Origin of the sequence: Clostridium intestinale, from assembly GCF_035905475.1 — a bacterium.
GTDB lineage: Bacteria > Bacillota > Clostridia > Clostridiales > Clostridiaceae > Clostridium_T > Clostridium_T intestinale.
This window is the reverse complement of record NZ_CP121166.1, coordinates 1,504,327-1,525,909: the sequence shown is the minus strand read 5'-3', so window position 1 is coordinate 1,525,909 and position 21,583 is coordinate 1,504,327. Positions and strand designations below refer to the sequence as shown.

The window sequence follows — 21,583 nt, the reverse complement described above, 5'->3', positions numbered from 1 at the left end:
AATGGCAATTATAAAAGACAGAGAGCTCTTAAACGAAGATGGTTCTGTACCAATAGAGTTATTGGTTAAATGTTTGGATAATCATCAAGATTTGATTACTAGATATAAGAAACTAAATGATTATTATGATGGTGAACATGATATTAAAAGAAGAACATTATCAAGTAATGCACTACCTAACAATAAATTAGTTTGTAATCATGCTGAGTATATAACTGATATGGGAGTAGGGTATGTATTTGGAACTCCAATAAGTTACTCTGGAGATGATTCAGAAGCATTGAATGATATATTTACAGATATAGATGAAGATTCACACAATAATGAGTTAGCAATAGATATTAGTATTTTTGGATTAGGCAATGAGCTTTTATATATGAATGATGATGAAGTACCATATCCAGATCTAGCTGTAGTAAGTCCATTCAATGGATTTTTAGTTGTAGATAGTACAGTAAAGCATAAACCTATGTTTGCAGTTACTTATTTTGAAAAAAAGGATATTGATGATAAGAAAACAGGGTATGATGTTCACATATATACTGATACGGAAATATATCATTACTTCTTTCAAGATTTAAGTAGCAAAACTCCAAAGGAAATTGATTTAAATGAACACTATTTTGGAGAGATACCATTTATAGAGTATCAAAATAATAAGAAAAGCAAAGGTGACTTTGAAGGAGTAATAACGCTAATAGATGCATATAACCTTTTACAATCAGATAGAGTAAATGATAAAGAGCAGATGGTTGATGCTCTTTTGGCAGTTATAGGAGCAACTCTAGGTGATGATGAAGAGGAAAAGATCAAGACAGGAAAATTATTAAAAGAACTTAAAATTTTAGAACTTGATCCAGGTGGAGATGCCAAGTGGTTAGTTAAAAGTCTAAATGAAACTGAAATAGAAGTTTTAAAGAAAAGCCTTAAGGATGATATTCACGAGTTTTCAAAAGTTCCTTGTTTAACTGATGAAAACTTTGTAGGTAATGCAAGTGGTGTAGCTATGAAGTACAAGCTTCTAGCCTTTGAGCAGTTAGGTAAAATAAAGGAAAGATACTTTAAAAAAGGACTAAGGCAAAGGTTAAAGCTTATGAGTAATATAGAGAATATTAAAGCTAAAAATATAGATTCTAACAATATAGATATCACTATGAAACGTAGCTTACCAGTAGATGATGAATTACTTGCTAGGATAGCTGAAATGACAGAAGGATTCATAAGTTGGGAAACTAGGGTTAAAAGGTTTGATGAAGAGCTTGATGTAGATAAGGAAAGAGAAAACCTTGATAAAGAGAATGAGAAAAAGATTGAGCAACATCAAAAGTCTTTTGGATCATATGACTTTAAAGATATCAAAAAAGATGGTGAGGTAGATGAAGAGTAATACCTATTGGGAAAATAGAGCTAATGAAAGAATGGCTGAATATCATAAATCGTCTGATGAAACTATATATAAAATCAATCTTGCTTATGATAAGGCTATTAAAGATATAAATAAGGATATAGAGAAGATATTTAATAAGTTTGTATTAGATGGTGGCTTAACTCAATCTGAAGCTATGGATTTGTTAAATACTAGAGTTTCTCAAAAAGAATTAGATTCTATTAGATTAAAAATTAAAGGAATCCAGGATGAGGATCTAAAGAAGTATTTAATGTCTCAACTTAATGCTAAAGCCTATAAAGCAAGAATAACAAGGCTTGAAGCTATAAAAGAAAGCATTTATATTAATACAAAATTAGCAGCTGATGTTGAGATTAATACAAGCACTCAGCTATATACAGATACCGCAAGTAAGTCATATCATAGGAATATATTTGATGTTCAGAAAGGCATAGGAGTAGGCTTTAATGTTGCTCAAATGCCTGTACAAACAATTCAAGAGATATTAAAGAATAAATGGAGTGGTAAACATTACTCTAGGCGTATATGGCATAATACAGATGTATTAGTGGAGAAGTTAGAAGAAGTAATAACTAGTGGACTTATGGCTGGTAAGAGTTCAAGGAGAATGGCAGCTGAACTAAGGGAATTAACCGACTATGGTAAGTTTGCTGCAGAAAGATTAATAAGAACTGAAACTACTTATATTGTAAATGCAGCTGAACTAGAAAGCTATAAAGAGCTAGGCATAGAAAGATACATATATGTAGCAACCTTAGACTTAAGAACATCTGATGAATGTAGAGAAATGGATGGAAAGATAATAAGAGTTGATAAGGCTAAAGTTGGTGTAAATCTTCCTCCATTACATCCATATTGCAGAAGTACCACAAGAGCCTATTTTGAAAATATAGAAAGACTGAAGAGAAGAGCTCGAGATCCAGTGACAGGAAAAACTTATATAATACCTGGCAACATGAATTATAAAGAATGGTATGATAAGTTTGTTGTAAAAAAGTATGGTAAAGAGCAAACAAAGATGTTAGAAAAGAAAATTCATGATAAATAGAAGCACTTACTTAGAAAATGAGTAGGTGCTTTTATTATATCCAAAAATAAGGGAGTAATTGATTATGAATGATGATATTCCAAGGAGGTGAGAAATAAGTGATTTTAATCAATATTGCTGCTTTAATAGTTATTGCTTCAAGTGTATATGACATCTATATAAATTATCATGTTAAAAAACAAAACGACAGTTTGGCAGAAGTTACTGAAGGTATGAAAAGAGAACTAGAAGAAATGAAAAAGACTAGTGAAGTATCTATAAATATAGATGGTAAGGAACTGATAAAAGCTATAAATGAAGAACAGAAAAAGCATAAGAATATAAAATTAGTTCCTTGTTGAATAATATTCAATAAAAATTAGAATAAATATGCAATTTGATTGTGTATTTATTATTTTTATGCAGAAAATCTTATAAAAACAAGTTGAAAAGTATCATAAATATTAATTTGTGTCGGTAAATCAATGTTTAGCGACATGAAAAGGGAGGATATATAAATGAATTTTGACAAAGCTTTTAAGTTAATGAAAGATGGACTTGGTATTAAATTGCCATCATGGGCAGGATATTGGTTTTGGGATAATCAAAAAGAAACTATAATAATGCATTGTAAGGATGGTAAGAAAGTTGACATAAGAGAAACACAAGTAGTGGAGTACACATTACAAAATATATTAAGCGATGAGTGGATTATAGCTGATGCTGGTAGTACTCCTGTTTTAGGTGGAACAGCAACTTTTAATTTTGGTGAAGCTATTAAGTATTTAAAGAGAGGATTAAAAGTTGCCAGAAGCGGTTGGAATGGAAAAGGGATGCATTTAAAATTAGTTCCTAATGGCTATTATGATGTTGGGTTATCAATTGTTGAGGAGCCTTGCGAAGGACTACTACCTTGGATAGGTATGAAGACAGCTGATAATAAATTTGTCCCTTGGTTAGCGAGTCAAACAGATATACTTGCTGAAGATTATACTTTTGTTGATTAAGTCTTACTTTTAAGACTTTTTTCTTTTGTCCTAAATAAGACGATAAACTGTTTAAAAATAATTAAACCTAGTGGGCATTGAACATTAGGGGTAAGGAGGAAGTTATGAAAAGAAGAAAATTAATTATGAATCTACAACTTTTTGGAGTCTTAAGTAATCCTTATTCAAGGAGATTTATGGCACCAGATACTGGTGATGGAGGAGCAGGAGCAGCAGGAACAGGTGAAGGTGATACTTCAACTGGTACTGGCGAAGGTGGAGATGGAGCTGGTGATGGTAAAGATGGTAGTGATCAAACCTTTGATGATGTATTAAAAGATAAGAAATATCAAAGTGAGTTTGATAAGAGAGTATCTAAGGCCCTTGAAACTGCCAAGACTAAATGGGAAACAGAATACAATCAAAAGCTAGAAGAAGCAAAAACAGAAGCCGAAAAGTTAGCAGCTATGACAGCTAATGAAAAGGCTAAATATGAAGCTCAAAAGGCTAAGGATGCAGAGGAAAAAAGAGTAGCTGAGTTAAATGATAATTTAGCTAAAAGAGAAAAAGAAATCACAACTAGAGAACTAAAAATTACTTCAGCTGAAACCTTAGCAGATAAAAACTTACCAATAGAACTAGTGGAAGTACTTCATTATGAAAGTGCTGAGTCTTGTCAAAAATCAATTGAAGCAATTGAAAAAGCTTGGGTTAAAGCTCAAGGGTCTTGGCAACAAGCGGTAGAGAAAGCTGTAAATGACAAGTTAAGAGGTGGTAAACCTCCTAAGGCTGGTTTAGGAACTGAAAATACACTTGAAGCTCAAATAGCAAGGGCCATGAGAGGACAATAAAAAATATTTATAAGAAAGAAGGAATGTAAAAATGGCAAATACTATACAGTATGCAACTCTATTTCAAAAGGAGTTAGATAAAATAGCATTACAAGAGATGTTAACAGGCTGGATGGATGCTAACGCTGGACAAGTTAAGTACACTGGAGGAAAGGAAGTTAAGATACCTAAATTATCTATGGATGGCTTAGGAAACTACGGAAGAGCAGGTAATTCAGGATTTGCAGATGGAGATGTAAGTTTCTCATACCAAACTAAAGAAATGACTCAAGATAGAGGAAGAAAGTTTGTTATTGATGCAAATGATGTAGATGAAACTGGATTTGTAGTAACTGCATCAACTATCATGGGTGAGTTTCAAAGAACTAAGGTTACTCCAGAGATAGATGCCTATAGATTATCTCTGTTAGCAGCAACTGCAATGGGAATAGCTCAAGATAAGAATGTGGAGTATGGTTATACTCCTTCTAAGGATACAGTTCTTGAAAAACTAAAATATGCAATAAAAGTTATTAGAGAAAATGGATATAATGGTCAGTTAGTTATTCATGCTAACTATGATGTAGCAACTGAATTTGAACTAGCTATGGCTGGGAAAATATCTAATACAACATTCTCTCAAGGCGGTATAGATACTGAAGTTCCAGTTTTAGATGGATGTCCTATAATAAAGACCCCACAAAACAGATTGTATACAGCAATTACTTTATTTGATGGTAAGACAGTAGGACAAACTCAAGGGGGATATGTTAAAGGATCTACTGCAAAAGATGTTAACTTTATAATCGTACCAAGAACAACTCCTATAGCTGTAACAAAGCAGGATAATATGAGAATATTTGATCCTGAAACTTATCAAGATGCTAATGCATGGGCTATGGACTATAGAAGATATCATGATATATGGGTAAAAGATAATGCTGCTAACTCAATATTTGCAAACATAAAGGATACTAAGAGTGGTTCATAAACTAATTCGCTTAAATGTGGAGCGAATAACTGATGATGAACACATTGCTAAGGTATTAATTGATGAAGGATTTAAATTAGTAGAAGAAAAGCAGCAGTCTACTGATTTAAGTAATGAATCTAGATGTGAAGATACTACAATAGTAAATGAAAATCAAGAAGTTGTTTTAGATACTTTAACAATGGATGATTTGAAGAAATTTGCTACAGAAAAGGGTCTTCAAATACCTTCTAAAATAAAGAAGGATGAGTTAATTAAGATGATAGAGGAAGTGGAGTAATCCCTTCCTTTTAATCTTGGAGGTGTTTATATGACTCAGTTAGAAAAACTTAAGATAAGATTAGGGATAGATAAGAATGATACAAGTAAAGATGATCTATTAAATATGCTTTTAGAGGATGCAGCAGCTGAAATTGTAGACTACTGTAATAGAGATATTTTATTAGATAAAATGCAGGGCTTACAAAGAGAACTAGCCATTACTTATTATAATAGACAAGGCTCTGAGGGAGAAGTTTCTAGAAGTGAAAATGGAGTATCTGTTAGCTATATTACTGAAATACCAGAGGGGATTAAATCACGCTTAAATGCTTTTAGAAGATTAAAGATAGTGGGTGTTACTAATGCGAATAAAGAATAAGAGACCCTACTACTTAAAAAGAAAAACAGTAATAGTAGATAATGAAGGTGGCAAGTATCCAGGATACTTAGAGGAACCAATTCAAATAAAGGCTAATATAGCTCCTGCTAGTGGTAAGCTACAAGCAGAAATATACGGAGAGAGATTAAACTATATACTTAACATGCTTTATGATGAAAATGAAGTTATGACTGAAGGTGATGGAATATGTGTTTATGTACCTAAAGAAAGTAAACCTGATTATAAAATCATTAGCATAAAAAGATATTCTCACCTGCTTATTGAACTGGAGAAGTTATTATGAGTATAAGTAGTATCAATGTTAGTGGATTTGATAGTATATTAAAAAAACTAGATTCTTTAGGAGTTAGTTTTGAAGAGGTTATAGTTGATTCAGTTAAAAAAGAGACTAAAAGGGTTAAAGATGATGCTAGAGATGTAGCTCCAGTAGATAAAGAAGATTTAAAAAAGAGCATAACGGAGAAAGTAGAAGTAACCGATGAAGGTGTTACTGGAACTGTAAGTACTAATAGTGATCATGCAGCATATGTTGAATTTGGAACTGGAAAGACTGGAGAAACTACACCTGTTGAAGATAAATATCCAGGAGCTTTAAGCTACAAACAAGATAAATGGCTTGTTAATATTCCTGATGTTGGGTATAGATGGATTGAGGGACAAATGGCACAACCTTATCTATACCCAGCACTTAAAAACAACAAAGAAAAAATAGTTGATAATATTAAAAAGGATCTAAATGAAACTATAAGGAGGGTAGCAAAAGAATGATAAATATAAAGCCTTTAATTAGAACTGAGTTAAAGAAGATAGTTGAAAATATTAATGATGCTTACCCTTCAGATTGGGCTAAGTTCCCTATTATTCAATACATTGAAGAGGATAATAAAACCCATACCAAAACAGATGATAAAGAGCAATTAGCTTATATAAGATACAAAATAGATATATGGAATAAAGGGAGTACTTCTGATATTGCAGTCGCAGTTGATGGGGTGCTTTCTTCTTTAGGATTAAAAAGAATACAATGCATTGATACTCCAGAACCTAATCAATTAAAACACAAGGTGATGAGGTTTGAAGGAATCATTGATGTAAATAATATGAGGGTTTATAACCCTTAAAAAGAAAGGGTGATGAAGATGTTAGCTAATGGTATTGAGCTTGCATTTAAAGAAACGGATGCAGCTACAACTTATACAAACTTAGAAGGACTTAAAGAAGTTCCTGAGATGGGTGCTGATCCTGAAAAGGTAGATGTTACAGATTTAGCGTCAATAAACAAAGAGTATGAATATGGAATCGGGGATTATGGTGATTTAGCTTATAAATTTAATTATGAAAATGGTAGCACTAGTTCAAGTTACAGAATCTTGAGAAAACTTGCAGATGAAAAAAAGGTAGTTTCATTTCAACAAACATATCCAGATGGTACTAAATTCACATTTAAAGCACAATGTAGTGTGAAACTTGGTGGAGGAGGAGTGAATGCAGTTATGGAGTTCACTTTAAACTTGGCAATACAATCGAGTATAACAGTAACAGATCCATCTTCAGGATCTTAATTAAAAAAACGAGAGGATGATGATATAGATGTTATTTAAAACATTTAAGGTAGGAGATAAGGAACTAAAACTAAGATTAAGAGGGAGAGATTGTGTTGCTTTAGAAAGCAGCATAGGAGAATCTCCTTTAAATAAACTAATAGAATGTCAAAGTGGAAAAGTACCTTCTGTAACATTTATGATTTCAGTTCTACACGCTTCATTACAAGCATTGGAACATGGTTATAATACAGACAAAACTTATGATCTTTATGATGAGTATATAGAAAATGGAGGGACTGTGACAGACTTACTGGAAGAGCTAATAGATGTGTTTGAGGTTAGCGGTTTTTTCAAGAAGGATGCTCTGAAGGAGGGGGACAAGAAGAAAGAGGAGCTGAAAGCAATTTAAGCCTAATTAAAGTATTTGATGAGTTATTACCAATAGCATTGGAGTGTGAAATTCCAGTGCTTTCTTTTTGGGAATTAACACTAAAAGAAATACAGGATTCTATTTCAGCATATCAAAAAAGGATTTTAAGAGATGCAAAAAATAGAGCCTTTATGGATTATAAATTAGCTGAATGTATAGGAATAAATGTTGCTGCAATCCTATCTAAAGAAAGTCAACCAGTTCCCTTTATAGAGGTTTATAGAGATCTATATAAAGAAGAATATGAGGAGTTTGAGAATCAGAAAATTAATCAAGAAGCCATAATTCACAAACAAAGAATGCTTGATTTTGCTAACTTCCATAATTCAAACAGAAAGGGGGTTAGTTAGTGGAATTAGAAGAGTTAAAAGTACTCATTTCTGTAAAAACAAAAGAAGCCACAGCTCAATTAAGTGGAATAAAAGAAAAGTTTAAGAATGTTGGCCAAGAAGCAGTAAATGTAACTAATAAAATAAACAAAGCTACAAGCAGCATAAACCCAGGAACTCAAGCCGTAAAAAATCAGATGGATAATTTAGCTGAAAAGATAAGATTAACCAATGCTCAGATAGATATACAAAAAGATAAATTGGCTCAACTTCAAGTACAGTTAGCAGGTAATACTGGAGAAGCAGATAGACTAAGAGCCAGGTATGCAGAGATAAACAGTATATTAGGTAGTACAAGTAAAACCAATGTAGCAGATCCTGCTTTAATACAAGAGCAGATTGATTTATATACTAAGCTGCAGGAGTTGAAAGCAAAGGAACAAAAGCCATCAAGTATTAATACAGCTAAAGTTAGGGAAGAGATATTAAAAGTTGAGACAAGGATAAATAAATTAAGTGCTTCAGCAGATGTTGCTAAGGGAAAATTAAATTCATTAAACTCAAAATATAGCTCTGTGAATAATTCATCTCAGAGTGCAACAACAAGGGCTGGGCGGCTTAGTGAAAAGATAAAAGAGATAAATAAAGGCCTTAATGGTTTGGGAAATTCTAATAAGAACATAAGTAAAATGAGTAATGGAGTAGCAATGATAGCAAGACAGTTTTTAACATGGATGGTTATATTGCCACTAATAATGAGGTCTATCACTGCATTAACAACATTTTTAGGACAATCATTAGTTACCAACAATCAATTTTCTAATTCCTTGGCTCAAATTAAAAGTAACTTATATACTGCATTTATGCCAATATATCAAGCTATCTTACCTGCTATAAATACTCTCATGAGTTCTTTAAGTACAGCAACCGCATATATAGCAAGTTTTATCAGTTCAGCCTTTGGGAAAACATTTGGACAATCGCAGAATGCAGCTAAAGGATTGATACAAGCTAAAACAGCTATGGGAGCCTATGGGGATGCTGCTAAAAAAGCTGGAAAAGAAACAAAAGGTGCTTTGGCAGGGTTTGATGAAATTAATCTTCTTAATAACGATAAGAATTCTGGTGATGATAGTTCAAGCAAGATACCACAAATAGTTTCACCTAATATAGATATTTCTGATGTTCAAAAGAAAACAGATGTACTAGCAAACAAGATGAAAGTAATCTTAGGAACGATGTTTAATCCATTTAAAGAAGCTTGGGCAAGAGATGGAAATGGAGCTATGAATGAATTTAGAGAAGTTGTAGAAAAGAGTAAAGCAACTCTAAGAAGCTTCTTTGATATGTTAGCTACTCCGCCAGTTCAAGAATTCTTAGAAAATATAGGGAGATTAGGAATAGCATTAGGGAAATTAGCACTATCTATATACAATAACTTTATTCTACCAATAATTAATTGGGTTATTTCTATATTCCCAAGCATTTCAAAGGGATTGAATCCACTCTTAGATTGGATAGTTAATTTTATTAATAAGATATCTGATAGTCCAGGAGCTATAACTGGAATGATTAGTGTGATACTTGGACTAGTTGCAGGCTTTAAAGCGATGGCAATAGTATTAAAGGTTGTAAAATGGATTGCTGCAATTATAGAAGTAATAGAAGGTCTATCAACAACGGTATTAATCACAACTGGGGTTATTGGAGCTATAGTTGCATTAGTAGTTGCTTTTGGATTGTTATATGCAAGTAATGAAAACTTTAGAAATAAAGTAAATGAAGTAGGTAGAGCTATAGGAGAGTTCTTATCTCCAGTCTTTGAAAAGTTAAAAGAGGTGGTACTGGACTTTTGGAACAATGCATTAGTTCCTTTAGGTGTTGCGCTTCTTGATATTTGGCATATGGTTATAGAGCCTTTATCAGGAATTTTAAAAGATGTTTTTGTAATGGCATTTAGTGCTGTTATTGAGATTGCAAAAATTCTATGGAAAAACGTACTTGAACCACTTATAGATTTTCTAGATGATATTTTCGTAAAAGAAATACAAGCTGTTATTGATATTTATTATGCTTGGAAACCTGCAATACAAACAGTTATAGACATAATAATGTTTTTATGGAATTATGCATTAAAACCTTTTATAGCATTTTTAGTAAGTGTATTCCTTGGTACCTTTGAAGGTGTGGCCACAAGTATTAAAAATATCGTGGGTGATATCAAAACAATATTTGGAGGAATTATAGACTTCATTGCAGGTGTATTTACAGGAAATTGGAGCAGAGCTTGGCAAGGGGTAAGAGATATTTTCAGAGGGATATTTGGAGCTCTTGGAGATATAGCTAAATCTCCTTTAAATGCGGTAATTGGATTAATTAATGGAGCTATAAGAGGGATAAATAAAATATCTTTTGACGTTCCTGATTGGGTTCCATTATGGGCAGGAGGAGGAAAACACTTCGGTGTAAGTTTACCTAACATACCTTATTTAGCACAAGGTGGATATGTTGGAGCAAATGATCCTAGACTAGCTGTAATTGGCGATAACAAAAGAGAAGGTGAAATAGTCTCTCCTGAGAGTAAAATTTATGAACAAACATTTAGAGCAATAAGCGATGCATTAGGTAGTAGAACAGATCAAAATGGTGGAGATTTAACTATAATGATAGATGGATCAGCAATTGGGAAGGTAGCCTTAAATCAATTAAGAAAGATGCAAAGAAGTGGTGGTATAACATTAATACCATCATAGGAAAGGAGAGGTAACATGTTCAAGATAAATGGAGTAGATGTACCTACTCCTTCAAAATATGAACCAGATATAGAAGATATAGATGGAGAAACCAATAGAAATGGGTACGGAGATATGTTAAGAGATAGGATTGCTGTTAAGAGAAAGTTAATACTAGAGTGGCCGCCATTAACATATACGCAAATGATGAATTTATTAAAAGCAGTAAAAGAGGTTAACTTTACAGTCACATATCCAGATCCAGAGTTAGGAGAGGTAACTAAAACTATGTATGTAGGCCCAAGAAAAGCTGCAGCATATTCTTATGATAAAGTCACTAAAGAGGTTAAGTGGAAAGGTCTAGCTATGAATTTTATAGAGAAATAGAAAGGATGATGAATAATGATAAAGATAAATAAAAATATAAGTTTAAATGGAGTTATTGAGATAGATGGTGTACAGGTTGCATATATAGGCGCAACCATTAATACAGACGGGATTAATAATACAAGTGTTACTAAAACAATAACCAATCAAGAACTTTACTCGAAAAATAAGACTGAAGTTAGAGCTGATGTTGCAGTCTTTGAAGCAGAGCTTTATAAAACAGAAGATGAAATAATGGGAGGAAACATAGATGAAACTAACTAATAAAACTATAGAAAATAGTATTAATTCGTTAGCTAGGTTATCTTTAATGGAGCTACCAGTAAAGGTAAGTTATGCTATTGCTAAAAACATTAATAAAATAAATAAAGAAATTAAAGTATTTAATTCTGAAAGACAAAAGTTGATACAGAAATACTCAATAAAAGATAAGGATGGAAAACCTAAGATAAATGAGGACTATACTATAAGTATTCAAGAGGATTTGCTAGAGGAATGGAATATGGAACTTAATGAACTTTTAGAAATAGAAAATGATATAGATATACATTTAATAAAAGAGGATGATCTTATTAATGCATCATGTAATATATCTCCTTCTATTTTAATTGATGTAGAATACATGATAAAAGAGAATAAGTAATCTCTAATCTTAATTTAGAAAGGAGGTAGACTTATGTATAGTACAAGTTCAGCATATAAGACAGAAATTAAAAAGCCAAGTAGATCTTTTGAATGTAAGATTACTATAGGAGATAGAATTTATAATAATTCTGACATAGTTAATGTTGTCATTGATAGTAATATCCAACCTTCAGATGGTTTTATGATAGGAACTACAGTATCTAAAACCTTAGATTTAACTTTAATAAACTCTGGAGATACTATTTATTCCACTAGCCAGATTAAGGTAGAAATAGGGCTTAAGATTGGTGCCACAATAGAATACATTCCTATGGGACTATTTAATATTGATGATATAGAAAAGACTGATTATACAACAAAGATAACAGCATTTGATAACATGATAAAATTTGAAAGTGCTTATTTTAGTATCTTAGGAGATAATCCAACATTACAACAAGTAGTTAATGAATTAGCTGCTAAAACAGGAGTACAATTTACAGGAAGCCTTCCAGCTTACACAGTTAAGAAATTGGAAGGCTTTACTTGTAGAGAAATAGTGGGATATGTAGCTAGTATATGCGGTGGTAATGCTGTTATAACTAGGGATGGAAAGTTTACTACAGTAGCACCTGCTGATGTATCTTTATCAATGGATGGTAGCAACTATATAAATTACAAGAGAGAAGAAGTTAAATATAAGGTTGGCAAGGTTACTTGTAAGGTTGGAGAAGAGGAACTATCTAAAGGATCTTTGGGCACTGATTCTATGGAATTAGGATTTGAAAATCCTTGGGTTACTGATGCAATTCTCCAGGATATTTATAATAAATTAAATGGCTTTAATTATCTTGGCTACTCAATGAAATGGCAAGGAGATCTAAGTGTTGATGTTGGAGATATAATTACAGTCACAGATGTTAAAGGAGTAGTTAGAAAGCATCCAGTACTGTCTCAAAAATTTAATTATACTGGTGGACTTACTGCAGAGATAGGAGCAAAGGGAGAGAATAAAAATAAGAACTCTTTTTCAAGTTCTGGAGATACTTCGAAAAAGTTAAATAGAGTTGTTACAGAAGTTGCCATAGTTAATAAGGCCTTTGTAGACTATGCCCATATTAATGATGCTGATATTGTTAATTTAAAGGCTCAAACAGCTAAAATAGGTATAGTTGAGGCAGAGGTAGGAAATATAAATACAATCTTATCTAAATCTGTGTTTACGGAGCTAGCTACAGTAGGACAGATAGTTGCTGGAAGTTCAATAATAGCAAATGAAGCTATAGGAGATGCCCAGATAGCAAATTTAAAAGTGGGAAAACTTCTAGCAGGAGATTTATCTACAAGTAAGTTTAAGATTATTTCTGATAGTGGAAATATGCTTATTTCAGATAATACAATACAGATTAAAGACAGCTCACGAGTAAGAGTTCAAATAGGTAAGGATGCATCTAATGACTATAACATGTATGTGTGGGATAGCACAGGAAACTTAATGTTTGATGCAACTGGACTTAAAGCAAGTGGTATTAAGTCTAAAATAATTCGTGATGATATGGTATCTGACACCGCTAATATAAGCGGTAATAAAATAGAGAAAGAAAGCCTAGTAAGTCAAATAAATGGAGCAACTACAACCCTAAAGGCATCTAAAATAAGGTTTGATGATATTAACCAGACTTTAGATATTGCGTTTAATTCACTTAAAACAACTATATATGATACAGGGCAAACAGTAAGCTCTCAAGGTACTTTAATTGGTACACTGCAAGGACAGATAACCACAAAAATATGGCAAACAGATATAACTACAGCTATAAACAATGTAGTTATTGGCGGAAGGAATTTAGCACAAAAAACAAGTGATATTTATATAGATGCTACAGGATTTACAGGAGCTACAAATGATGGAAGGTTTCCTTATACTGTTTTAATTAGAGATTTAAATGTTGGTGATAACGTAACTGTATCATTTACATTTAAGTATTCTAATTTAACTTACAATAATACTTCTAGAGGAATGAGAATTCAAGGTCGAGGAAATGTAACAGGATGGGGCAATGGAGCTTTTAATTCTTATTCAATACCAATAGATTTTAATGCTGGAACTGGAGAAATAAATGTATCATATAGAATGATAATTACAGCAGATCATCTTTTAAACTCCTTTTGGGATATAAACTTTAGAACAGACTTTATAACTGGTGGAACAATATCAGTAAAGTCACTTATGATAGAAAAAGGAAATAAAAAAACTACATGGACAAGAGCTTTAGAGGATTTAGATACAAAAATAAGTGAAAACTATTCATCAATAACTCAAACAATAAACGGAATAAATACAACAGTTGGAAGTATGCAAACTTCCATTAGTGGACACGAGACAAGAATAGGGACAGCAGAGGGCTCTATAAGTACAATGAAAGACCAGATATTTTTAAAGGTTGAAAAAGCAGACATTTATAATATTGCTGGATTAGTAACAAAAATTGATGATAGAGATGCAAGTTTAATTTATACAGGAACATGGACAAGAGGAAATGATCCAGGGCACTATAATACAACGTATTCTTATAGTGCCACTGCAAATCTTCTGTAAAATTAACTTTTGAGGAGTAGGCATTAGATGGGTAACATCAAAAGAATACGGCTAGGGTTATGCAGATATAAAATAGATGGTACTATTGTTGCTACAAATATAGATACTTACTCAGCAGCTCCTACAGTAACAAACTTTGTTGCCTTTGAAAAGTTAGGACTCTCTTATGGACAGCATACTATAGAAATTATAGTAAAAGGTACAAAAGATCGAAGCTGCAAGTCAGCGGTATTAATAGATTGTTTTGAAGTCTTAAAGGAAACTCAAACCCAAATTGATAGTGCAGTATCTAGCCTATCATTACTTAGCAATCAAATAACTTCAAAGGTAAGCACAACAGATTTTGAAACTTATAAAATTCAGACAGCAAATCAGATAGCAGCTAAAGTAAATGCAGTAGATTTTAGTTCTCTGATAGAACAGAACCCTAGCAGTGTAAGAGTTGCAGTAGGTCAAATAGGAGGCACGAACTTATTAAAAGGAACAGACTTCTCTGGTTTAATCGGAAGTAAAACTCCTCAAGGTTGGTGGTATTGGGGTTCAGCTTCAACATATGTGAATCAAGGAGCATCTGGTTATAATAATGCAGGAACTATATGTATACAAAACCCAACATCAGAATCGGGGGGACTATGGCAATCTAATATACCTTTAAAGCCTAATACAAAATACACTCTATCTTTAGCAGTAACAAAAGAGTCAAATGTTAAAGTCGGTCAATTCATATTTGAATATATGGATTACAGTGGAAGCAATATTAGTAATACAGGAATAACCCTTAACTATGATGGTAAAAGACATTCATATACTTTTACAACTCCTAGTAACTTTGCTAGTGCTAAAGGGGGAATGCTGCATCAAGGAAGTTATAATTCAGGAGGCGGATATCTTATATTTTTAACATATCCTAAGCTTGAAGAAGGAGAGAACTCTACATCATGGAGTCCAAATGCTAATGAACTTAAATCGGGATGTTTTGAAGTAAATGATAGTTACGCTAGATTTACTAATCAAGATGGAAGTTACACAGAATTTACACCAGGAACTACAGGACTTAAATGGCATAAAAACTCTGGAGACTCATCAGGTAAAGACTATCATTACTTAATGGCAACTGGAGTAGCTTCGGTTACATCTAGTTCAAATGCAACAGTACAACTTCCAGATGAGTTTAAAGGGAAAAATTTTGAAGTGTTAGTTTCAGTTAAAACAGCAGATGCATTAACAGAAACTTCGATTTCTAAGTTTACTTGTAGTGCTGGAGGAAAAGACATCGTGAATGGTAAATTTAATATAATTGGTTGGATGATTAATTATCCTAAACCAACTTTGCAAAAATTCACTAGCTATATAAATGGATATTGGCTACTAAATGACAATACTTATATAAATCAAGGAGCATCATTCTACTCAATAATGGAAGTCTCTTGGATAGCAATAGCTTAAGGAGGTGATAGAATGGCATCATTAGAGGAACATGAAAAGTCAATGACATTGTATTACTCGAAAAGAACTGGAGAGATAACAGCTTTCTCAACTGGAATACAGGATATGAGTTTCTTTGGAGACAATAAAGAAGATTATGAGATAATATGGGACTTTATTGTATTAGAAAAAGATACTTATGTATTAGAAAATAGAGATAAATTTAAGGTAATAGATGGATCTGTAAAACTAAAAGAATCTGTGGACTTAAGTAAATACATGTAAGGAGAGAGCTGTGAAAGCAGCTTTCTTTTTATATTAAAAAATATTAAGAGGTGAAGAGATGGAAAGTGAAATAGTTAAATACATCATAACCCAAGGGATATTCTGTGTATTGTTTGTATGGTTATTAATGGATACAAGAAAGGATTCAAAGGAAAGGGAAGTGAAGTATCAGGAAACGATTGATAAGCTTGCAAGCTCAATAGGGACTATCGAAGATATTAAGGAAGACGTAGAGGACATAAAAGAAATAATTTTAAAATAATTTCAAAAGGAGGTTTACAAATGAAAGAATTAAAAGGTTTATTACAAGTGAAGAAGCTTATTGCATTGTTACTTACTATAGTATTTTGTGTACTAAGTGCTAAAGGTAAAGTTAGTTCACAAGAGTTTTTAACAGTATTTAGTTTAGTAATAGCTTTCTACTTTGGACAATCTACAGCAAGACAAGCTAAGAATGAATAATTAGGAGCCTTATGGCTCCTTCTAAATTTAAAACGAGAAAGGATGATTAATTATGAAAATAGCAATATCAATAGGACACACACTTACAGGCAAAGGTACAGGAGCAGTAGGATTTTTGAATGAAAGTATATGTACTAGAGAAATAGGTGAAAGAGTAAAATCAATGTTAGAAGCTCAAGACCATGAAGTTACTTATTGTAGAGTAGATTTAAGTGATAATGATTTAGCTTATAGAGTAGAATTAGCAAATAAATCAGATGCAGATCTATTTGCAGAGATACACTTAAATGCTGGGAGAGGATTAGGAACAGAAGTTTATACTTATGGAGCTAAAGAAGTACCACAAGCTAGAGCTGTACTAAATGCTATTGTAGAGTTAGGATTCAGGAACCGAGGTATTAAGGATGGTAAAAGTCTATATGTAATAAGAAACACGAATATGACAGCTATGTTAATAGAGTGCTGTTTTGTTGATACCAAGGAAGATGCAGATAGATATAATCCAGATACAATAGCTAAGGCTATAGTAAAAGGATTAACAGTAACACAAGCTAAAGAAACAACTCCAGTATCTAAAGCTCCTGAACCAGTTAAAGAAACACCTAAATCAACAGTAGATATTAATGGATGGGTTGCTAGATTACAAAATGAATGTAATGCACAAGGATTTTCTAATCAAGTTGTTGACAATATGGCTGGTCCAATAACATTGTCAGAATGCCCAATGTTAAAGATAGGTGCTAGTGGGAATATAACTAGACTAGTACAAGAAAAGTTAAATGCATTAGGATTTAATTGTGGAGCTGTAGATGGAGCTTTTGGAGAAAATACTAGAGTAGCAGTAATGGTTTTCCAAGATTCAAGAGGATTATCAGCAGATGGTATTGTTGGACAAAATACTTGGAGAAAACTTTTAGGACTATAAAATAGAAAGCCCCTGCATCAATTAAGATACAGGGGCTAAACTTCTGAAAATGAAACTTAGCTTAATTCTAACACTCAATATAATATATGCAAATTAAAAGCTTATTGCCACAACGGAGGATGAATTTCCTTGGTTATGGCTTTTTTGATTATAAAAATTAAATATCTGTATAGAAAATATAGTAGTAATATATTAAAATAAGCTTAGTGATTTAAACACAATTAATAATAGAAATTTCAGTTATTTTAAAAGAATAAACTTAAGAATAGTAGTAATTGAAAAGTAATATCTTTGGTGAGGTGAGTAAAATAGCGTTTAATTTGAAATATATTGCAACAATGCATACTTTTATGCTTATAGTAGCATTAATACCTATGATGGTAGTCCTATTATTTATGCTTCATTTATCAAAGAAGAATTTTAAAGACTTTAGAAATAATGATTCTTCAATAGGATATTTATATACATATTCTCCATCTAAATCTAAATTACACTTGATAAGCAAATCAATATTTTGTTCAATTATGTTTGTATTGTATTTTAGTATACTAATATTTTATATAAAAGATGTTATGATTCCAGCAATAAAAGATGCGCCTAAATTAATAACTAATGATTATGAGTACACTACTGGGATTGTTTATGAAGTTAGAAATGGAAGAAGTAGTAATATAATATTTGTAAATGGTCTTAAAATTTATGAAACTAAAGTCTTTATAAAAGGTAAAATCAAACGAGGACATGAATATAAGATTGCATATTTAAGAAATACAAAAGAGTGTGTAGGATTTGAAGAACTATAATTACTTAAATTAGGTGGACAAAAAGGTGCCACAATTTAATAATTTATAGCTTTTTATAGTGTTTTGAGAAAAGTAAGAAATGATTATAAACATAGATAAACAAAAGATTTGACAGCTTTAAGTATTTTATACCTATGGAATAATCACTGAATTGAATCATTATGTCTTTGTAGCAATATAATAAAGAAGGAAGTAAAGATTAATTTTTCTAAAAACATAATAGTTATACGAGTAGTTCTTTTTAAATATAACTTATCAAAGAAAATTAAAATAAGATTGGAAATATATATCTAATCCCAACCTTAAAAAGTGAAACTTAAATTTTTACACTTATAGAATTATTGATTTACTAAAAGGATTGCTTACTCAACATATCCATATCCAATTATTTTATAATCATCTAATGTTGCAAACAATATTTTATTACTAGGTATTATATTTTTCTCTTTCACAGTAAAATCAATGGTATATACTTCTTCTCCAATATAAGATTTATCATATATTGAACCTGTACCGTCTTTGAGAAGAGATTTATGAATTTTTGTTTGAGCCAAATCTATAGATTCTTTTTGCTCCTCAGGTAATTGATTATAAACAATTTTTATTATATCATTAGTAACTGGTTCTTTTAATACGCTTTGATTATTTTTGAAATAGGCAACTAAAGAAATTGTAATTATAGAAAAAATTAAGAAATAAACTATTTTTTTCATAACAAGTATCACATCCTTAAATTTTTATAAATTAACTTATAGTTTAATTATATATAATACATATAACATAATAAAGAAAATATATTTATTTTGCAGGATAATCATCTAATTTTATACTATTAAAGGTTTTTGGATTGCAACTACTCAGATAAAAATAATATTGCAATGTTAATAAATTTATTGTTACAATCAAAAAATATGAACTGATTCTTGTTAAGTAGACCTATAAAAAGCAAAAAATATGAAGTCTGGATATTATATCTGTATTTAAAAGTAACTAGTCAAAAAACTGTTAAAATATTTATACACAATGAGAACATAGAATTGCAATGGGTTATACATAATAATAGCCTTTTAATAGAGTTGTTCAATGTTTTGTGTAAAAGTGTAATCAAAAATCATAAAATAAGGTGGACAAAAAGGTGCCATAACTTAATGATTTATAGCTTTTTTTAGTATTTTTAGAAAAGCAAGAAATGCCCACAAAAATAGATAAACAAAGACTTTGATGGCTTTTAGTATTTTATAATTTTATGTCTTTAGAGGTTCTTGGGGTCGCGGGTTCAAGTCCCGCTACTCAGACCAAAAATGAGATTAAAACCCTGTAAACATGAGCGTTTGCAGGGTTTGTGTTTTTGTGGGAATATGAGTCAGTGGCCAACTAGTGGCCGAAACTAAAATTTAATTAAAAATATTTCCTAGTTTTCTTACTGCTTCTAGCTGCATATTAGGAAGAACATGAGAATAAATATCTAAAGGCATACTGATATTTGCGTGCACCAAACGCTCACTAACTATTTTGGGATGAGTACCTTGCTGCAATAGTAGAGTAGCAAGTATCCCCCTAACATCATACCAGTTTGAAGAGATAGAAAAAGTCTATAGTAACATTTACTGGATAATATGTAATCTATAGAAAATAAATAGGGGGTATGGTATACTAATTTTATTATGAAATGGGTATTAAAAGGGAGTGTGGTACTGAAAATGAAAAGTATGATGAAAAGTATGAGAATGAGTAAAAATGAAATTCCAGTCGATATAGTACCTTTGTTTGAGGACATTGTTCAAACATATAAGGGAGACGAATGTGAAGAAAAGTTTATGATAGCTATGGAAGAGCATCTCTCTAAAGAGCAACGATTCTACTTATATGAGCAAAATGGAAGTTGTAGAGGTACTGGGTACGATAAAGAGAGAAAAGCCTTTGCGCTTGAACACGCTGATAAACCTCTTGGCGAGAGATTGAGGTTATTTACTAATAAATTTAGAAGAACAGCTGTTTTAAATGAGGATAATACAATTACGGTTACTTTTGCTTGTAATCATGGATACTATAAGCATGCACCAAAAGGAACGTTTCAATTTCCAAAATCCATTGAAACATATTTTGAAAGATGTGCAGGTGGGCGCTTGTATGAATATCAAAAGGCATTAGGAATAAAATTGAAGATTAAGTCAGTTGACGTATCTCCACTCATCGAAAATATGATAAATCCAGTCGTATTTACTTTTGAGATAGTGAATTAATACCAGGTTAAAAAAGATAGTAAATATGTACATAAGAAAGTAAGGTGTCCGTGACGGACACCTTTATCTTTTATTCCCCTTTCCATACTTCTATCTAACATACTCAATAAAGTAATCTATTATTTTCAGCAACACCAGCAGCATCGGTAAGGCAATTAACACTAGTTGGAGAAACTATATCATTTTATACTGTAACTAGATTTGCTTCAACAAATACGATTATAAAATAGCAAATATTAAAGCAATTTTAAAGATGCTTATTAGTACTTTTTAAGATATATAGGCTTCTCCATCACCTATAATCACTATTCTGTGCTCTGGTTTTAATGATATTAAATTAAATTTTTGTGATTTAGGAGGTAGGCGTATAGCTTGTTGTGCAATCTGATTTTTATCATAAATCTGCAATAAGAGAGAGCCTTTTTCAGATATATTTTGAATATAGTGAAGATTGTCCTCTGAAAAATTAAAATCAGATACTTTATAAACCCCTTCTTTAAAAGTATTCGAATTTGGAACTGCGTTAGCTTTATATGGAGTTAAAAATAAGAGCAAAACAATTAAAAAAGTACTAGTAAATTTCCTCATATGCATAGCCACCTTTCATGTTTATTGTGAGAATAAGTAAATATAAATATTCATAAGTTGGAAGAAACCTTAAAAACATAAAAGAATCATATCTGAAGGAGGTTAATCTTCAAATATGATTCTAAGAAGGGTAATTTATATATTAGCATATAATAGGATACCAACACTTTGGGATTAAGTTTCAGCACATTAGTAAGAAAAATTTTTAGGAAGATGGTACATCAATGGTTTAAGCGAAAAATAGATACCTATACTAGAAATTAATAGAATTAGGATTGAATGCCCTATATAAGCCATTCATTAG

Annotated in this window: 28 protein-coding genes; 26 read left to right on the top strand and 2 right to left on the bottom strand. The window is 31.6% G+C overall.

Annotated elements, in window-relative coordinates; all coding sequences use genetic code 11:
* Nucleotide 1 precedes the first annotated feature (1 nt).
* The 25 genes from P8F83_RS07950 to P8F83_RS07830 all read left to right on the top strand — a co-directional run bounded on the left by P8F83_RS07950 (nucleotide 2) and on the right by P8F83_RS07830 (nucleotide 18,448).
* The gene (locus P8F83_RS07950; RefSeq protein ID WP_326514168.1) at nucleotides 2-1,387 is read left to right on the top strand and encodes a phage portal protein; all 1,386 of its coding nucleotides are present in this window, start codon (nucleotides 2-4) and stop codon (nucleotides 1,385-1,387) included.
* Entirely contained in the window at nucleotides 1,377-2,456 is a 1,080-nt protein-coding gene (locus P8F83_RS07945) for a minor capsid protein (protein WP_326514167.1), read from the top strand. Before P8F83_RS07950 ends, P8F83_RS07945 begins: the two co-directional genes overlap by 11 nt.
* A 98-nt stretch (nucleotides 2,457-2,554) precedes the next feature.
* Nucleotides 2,555-2,797, top strand: coding sequence for a hypothetical protein (locus P8F83_RS07940; RefSeq protein WP_326514166.1), 243 nt, complete (start codon nucleotides 2,555-2,557; stop codon nucleotides 2,795-2,797).
* 156 nt (nucleotides 2,798-2,953) lie between these two features.
* A complete protein-coding gene (locus P8F83_RS07935) occupies nucleotides 2,954-3,442 on the top strand; it encodes a DUF2829 domain-containing protein (protein WP_326514165.1) in 489 nt (162 codons plus the stop codon).
* 104 nt (nucleotides 3,443-3,546) lie between these two features.
* On the top strand, nucleotides 3,547-4,272 hold the full coding sequence (locus P8F83_RS07930) for a DUF4355 domain-containing protein (RefSeq protein ID WP_326514164.1): 726 nt from the start codon (nucleotides 3,547-3,549) through the stop codon (nucleotides 4,270-4,272).
* Between the two features lie 31 nt (nucleotides 4,273-4,303).
* Complete coding sequence (locus tag P8F83_RS07925) at nucleotides 4,304-5,242, top strand: hypothetical protein (protein WP_326514163.1); 939 nt, start codon at nucleotides 4,304-4,306, stop codon at nucleotides 5,240-5,242.
* Between the two features lie 16 nt (nucleotides 5,243-5,258).
* Nucleotides 5,259-5,522 (top strand): hypothetical protein, encoded by a 264-nt coding sequence (locus P8F83_RS07920; protein WP_326514162.1) that lies wholly within the window; start codon nucleotides 5,259-5,261, stop codon nucleotides 5,520-5,522.
* Nucleotides 5,523-5,552: 30 nt separating this feature from the next.
* Complete coding sequence (locus P8F83_RS07915; protein ID WP_326514161.1) at nucleotides 5,553-5,882, top strand: phage head-tail connector protein; 330 nt, start codon at nucleotides 5,553-5,555, stop codon at nucleotides 5,880-5,882.
* Nucleotides 5,866-6,186: a hypothetical protein gene (locus tag P8F83_RS07910; RefSeq protein ID WP_326514160.1), complete on the top strand. Its 321-nt coding sequence runs from the start codon at nucleotides 5,866-5,868 to the stop codon at nucleotides 6,184-6,186. Before P8F83_RS07915 ends, P8F83_RS07910 begins: the two co-directional genes overlap by 17 nt.
* On the top strand, nucleotides 6,183-6,671 hold the full coding sequence (locus P8F83_RS07905; protein ID WP_326514159.1) for an HK97-gp10 family putative phage morphogenesis protein: 489 nt from the start codon (nucleotides 6,183-6,185) through the stop codon (nucleotides 6,669-6,671). Before P8F83_RS07910 ends, P8F83_RS07905 begins: the two co-directional genes overlap by 4 nt.
* On the top strand, nucleotides 6,668-7,024 hold the full coding sequence (locus tag P8F83_RS07900) for a hypothetical protein (RefSeq protein WP_326514158.1): 357 nt from the start codon (nucleotides 6,668-6,670) through the stop codon (nucleotides 7,022-7,024). Before P8F83_RS07905 ends, P8F83_RS07900 begins: the two co-directional genes overlap by 4 nt.
* 18 nt (nucleotides 7,025-7,042) lie before the next feature.
* Nucleotides 7,043-7,465, top strand: a complete 423-nt coding sequence (locus tag P8F83_RS07895; protein ID WP_326514157.1) for a phage tail tube protein — start codon at nucleotides 7,043-7,045, stop codon at nucleotides 7,463-7,465.
* 28 nt (nucleotides 7,466-7,493) lie between these two features.
* Nucleotides 7,494-7,856 (top strand): DUF6096 family protein, encoded by a 363-nt coding sequence (locus P8F83_RS07890; protein WP_326514156.1) that lies wholly within the window; start codon nucleotides 7,494-7,496, stop codon nucleotides 7,854-7,856.
* A 56-nt stretch (nucleotides 7,857-7,912) separates the two neighbouring features.
* Nucleotides 7,913-8,227, top strand: a complete 315-nt coding sequence (locus P8F83_RS07885) for a hypothetical protein (protein ID WP_326514155.1) — start codon at nucleotides 7,913-7,915, stop codon at nucleotides 8,225-8,227.
* Complete coding sequence (locus tag P8F83_RS07880; RefSeq protein WP_326514154.1) at nucleotides 8,227-10,959, top strand: hypothetical protein; 2,733 nt, start codon at nucleotides 8,227-8,229, stop codon at nucleotides 10,957-10,959. Before P8F83_RS07885 ends, P8F83_RS07880 begins: the two co-directional genes overlap by 1 nt.
* Nucleotides 10,960-10,974: 15 nt before the next feature.
* On the top strand, nucleotides 10,975-11,325 hold the full coding sequence (locus P8F83_RS07875) for a DUF6711 family protein (RefSeq protein ID WP_326514153.1): 351 nt from the start codon (nucleotides 10,975-10,977) through the stop codon (nucleotides 11,323-11,325).
* Nucleotides 11,326-11,340: 15 nt separating this feature from the next.
* Nucleotides 11,341-11,589 (top strand): hypothetical protein, encoded by a 249-nt coding sequence (locus P8F83_RS07870; RefSeq protein ID WP_326514152.1) that lies wholly within the window; start codon nucleotides 11,341-11,343, stop codon nucleotides 11,587-11,589.
* Nucleotides 11,576-11,968 carry a hypothetical protein gene (locus P8F83_RS07865; RefSeq protein WP_326514151.1) on the top strand — a complete coding sequence of 131 codons (393 nt, stop codon included), beginning with the start codon at nucleotides 11,576-11,578 and terminating at the stop codon, nucleotides 11,966-11,968. The genes P8F83_RS07870 and P8F83_RS07865 overlap by 14 nt, the downstream gene beginning before the upstream one ends.
* A 33-nt stretch (nucleotides 11,969-12,001) precedes the next feature.
* A complete protein-coding gene (locus P8F83_RS07860; RefSeq protein WP_326514150.1) occupies nucleotides 12,002-14,548 on the top strand; it encodes a hypothetical protein in 2,547 nt (848 codons plus the stop codon).
* A gap of 27 nt (nucleotides 14,549-14,575) precedes the next feature.
* Entirely contained in the window at nucleotides 14,576-15,994 is a 1,419-nt protein-coding gene (locus P8F83_RS07855; RefSeq protein ID WP_326514149.1) for a hypothetical protein, read from the top strand.
* 12 nt (nucleotides 15,995-16,006) lie between these two features.
* Nucleotides 16,007-16,258, top strand: coding sequence for a hypothetical protein (locus tag P8F83_RS07850; protein ID WP_326514148.1), 252 nt, complete (start codon nucleotides 16,007-16,009; stop codon nucleotides 16,256-16,258).
* Between the two features lie 58 nt (nucleotides 16,259-16,316).
* Entirely contained in the window at nucleotides 16,317-16,520 is a 204-nt protein-coding gene (locus tag P8F83_RS07845) for a BhlA/UviB family holin-like peptide (protein ID WP_181601390.1), read from the top strand.
* A gap of 20 nt (nucleotides 16,521-16,540) precedes the next feature.
* Complete coding sequence (locus P8F83_RS07840; protein WP_326514147.1) at nucleotides 16,541-16,720, top strand: hypothetical protein; 180 nt, start codon at nucleotides 16,541-16,543, stop codon at nucleotides 16,718-16,720.
* Between the two features lie 52 nt (nucleotides 16,721-16,772).
* Nucleotides 16,773-17,645 carry an N-acetylmuramoyl-L-alanine amidase gene (locus P8F83_RS07835; protein WP_326514146.1) on the top strand — a complete coding sequence of 291 codons (873 nt, stop codon included), beginning with the start codon at nucleotides 16,773-16,775 and terminating at the stop codon, nucleotides 17,643-17,645.
* Nucleotides 17,646-17,944: 299 nt separating this feature from the next.
* Nucleotides 17,945-18,448 carry a hypothetical protein gene (locus tag P8F83_RS07830; protein ID WP_326514145.1) on the top strand — a complete coding sequence of 168 codons (504 nt, stop codon included), beginning with the start codon at nucleotides 17,945-17,947 and terminating at the stop codon, nucleotides 18,446-18,448.
* 362 nt (nucleotides 18,449-18,810) lie between these two features.
* Here P8F83_RS07830 and P8F83_RS07825 read toward each other — a convergent pair whose 3' ends face one another.
* Nucleotides 18,811-19,161 (bottom strand): hypothetical protein, encoded by a 351-nt coding sequence (locus P8F83_RS07825; protein WP_326514144.1) that lies wholly within the window; start codon nucleotides 19,159-19,161, stop codon nucleotides 18,811-18,813.
* Nucleotides 19,162-20,112: 951 nt separating this feature from the next.
* On the opposite strand from P8F83_RS07825, the gene P8F83_RS07820 reads away from it, so the two are divergent.
* The gene (locus P8F83_RS07820) at nucleotides 20,113-20,691 is read left to right on the top strand and encodes a hypothetical protein (RefSeq protein WP_326514143.1); all 579 of its coding nucleotides are present in this window, start codon (nucleotides 20,113-20,115) and stop codon (nucleotides 20,689-20,691) included.
* Nucleotides 20,692-20,961: 270 nt separating this feature from the next.
* On the opposite strand, the gene P8F83_RS07815 is transcribed toward P8F83_RS07820, so the two are convergent.
* Nucleotides 20,962-21,279 (bottom strand): hypothetical protein, encoded by a 318-nt coding sequence (locus P8F83_RS07815; protein WP_326514142.1) that lies wholly within the window; start codon nucleotides 21,277-21,279, stop codon nucleotides 20,962-20,964.
* Nucleotides 21,280-21,583: the final 304 nt, after the last annotated feature.

Excerpts from the sequence above, each read along its gene's own strand:
- P8F83_RS07850 (WP_326514148.1), top strand. The coding sequence starts at position 16,007 with ATGGCATCATTAGAGGAACATGAAAAGTCAATGACATTGTATTACTCG.
- P8F83_RS07860 (WP_326514150.1), top strand. The coding sequence starts at position 12,002 with ATGTATAGTACAAGTTCAGCATATAAGACAGAAATTAAAAAGCCAAGT.
- P8F83_RS07925 (WP_326514163.1), top strand. The coding sequence starts at position 4,304 with ATGGCAAATACTATACAGTATGCAACTCTATTTCAAAAGGAGTTAGAT.
- P8F83_RS07845 (WP_181601390.1), top strand. The coding sequence starts at position 16,317 with ATGGAAAGTGAAATAGTTAAATACATCATAACCCAAGGGATATTCTGT.
- P8F83_RS07875 (WP_326514153.1), top strand. The coding sequence starts at position 10,975 with ATGTTCAAGATAAATGGAGTAGATGTACCTACTCCTTCAAAATATGAA.
- P8F83_RS07935 (WP_326514165.1), top strand. The coding sequence starts at position 2,954 with ATGAATTTTGACAAAGCTTTTAAGTTAATGAAAGATGGACTTGGTATT.
- P8F83_RS07855 (WP_326514149.1), top strand. The coding sequence starts at position 14,576 with ATGGGTAACATCAAAAGAATACGGCTAGGGTTATGCAGATATAAAATA.
- P8F83_RS07900 (WP_326514158.1), top strand. The coding sequence starts at position 6,668 with ATGATAAATATAAAGCCTTTAATTAGAACTGAGTTAAAGAAGATAGTT.
- P8F83_RS07825 (WP_326514144.1), bottom strand. The coding sequence starts at position 19,161 with ATGAAAAAAATAGTTTATTTCTTAATTTTTTCTATAATTACAATTTCT.
- P8F83_RS07820 (WP_326514143.1), top strand. The coding sequence starts at position 20,113 with ATGAAATGGGTATTAAAAGGGAGTGTGGTACTGAAAATGAAAAGTATG.
- P8F83_RS07865 (WP_326514151.1), top strand. The coding sequence starts at position 11,576 with ATGAAACTAACTAATAAAACTATAGAAAATAGTATTAATTCGTTAGCT.
- P8F83_RS07870 (WP_326514152.1), top strand. The coding sequence starts at position 11,341 with ATGATAAAGATAAATAAAAATATAAGTTTAAATGGAGTTATTGAGATA.
- P8F83_RS07895 (WP_326514157.1), top strand. The coding sequence starts at position 7,043 with ATGTTAGCTAATGGTATTGAGCTTGCATTTAAAGAAACGGATGCAGCT.
- P8F83_RS07950 (WP_326514168.1), top strand. The coding sequence starts at position 2 with ATGGCAATTATAAAAGACAGAGAGCTCTTAAACGAAGATGGTTCTGTA.
- P8F83_RS07930 (WP_326514164.1), top strand. The coding sequence starts at position 3,547 with ATGAAAAGAAGAAAATTAATTATGAATCTACAACTTTTTGGAGTCTTA.
- P8F83_RS07835 (WP_326514146.1), top strand. The coding sequence starts at position 16,773 with ATGAAAATAGCAATATCAATAGGACACACACTTACAGGCAAAGGTACA.
- P8F83_RS07945 (WP_326514167.1), top strand. The coding sequence starts at position 1,377 with ATGAAGAGTAATACCTATTGGGAAAATAGAGCTAATGAAAGAATGGCT.
- P8F83_RS07905 (WP_326514159.1), top strand. The coding sequence starts at position 6,183 with ATGAGTATAAGTAGTATCAATGTTAGTGGATTTGATAGTATATTAAAA.
- P8F83_RS07890 (WP_326514156.1), top strand. The coding sequence starts at position 7,494 with ATGTTATTTAAAACATTTAAGGTAGGAGATAAGGAACTAAAACTAAGA.
- P8F83_RS07840 (WP_326514147.1), top strand. The coding sequence starts at position 16,541 with ATGAAAGAATTAAAAGGTTTATTACAAGTGAAGAAGCTTATTGCATTG.
- P8F83_RS07915 (WP_326514161.1), top strand. The coding sequence starts at position 5,553 with ATGACTCAGTTAGAAAAACTTAAGATAAGATTAGGGATAGATAAGAAT.
- P8F83_RS07815 (WP_326514142.1), bottom strand. The coding sequence starts at position 21,279 with ATGAGGAAATTTACTAGTACTTTTTTAATTGTTTTGCTCTTATTTTTA.
- P8F83_RS07910 (WP_326514160.1), top strand. The coding sequence starts at position 5,866 with ATGCGAATAAAGAATAAGAGACCCTACTACTTAAAAAGAAAAACAGTA.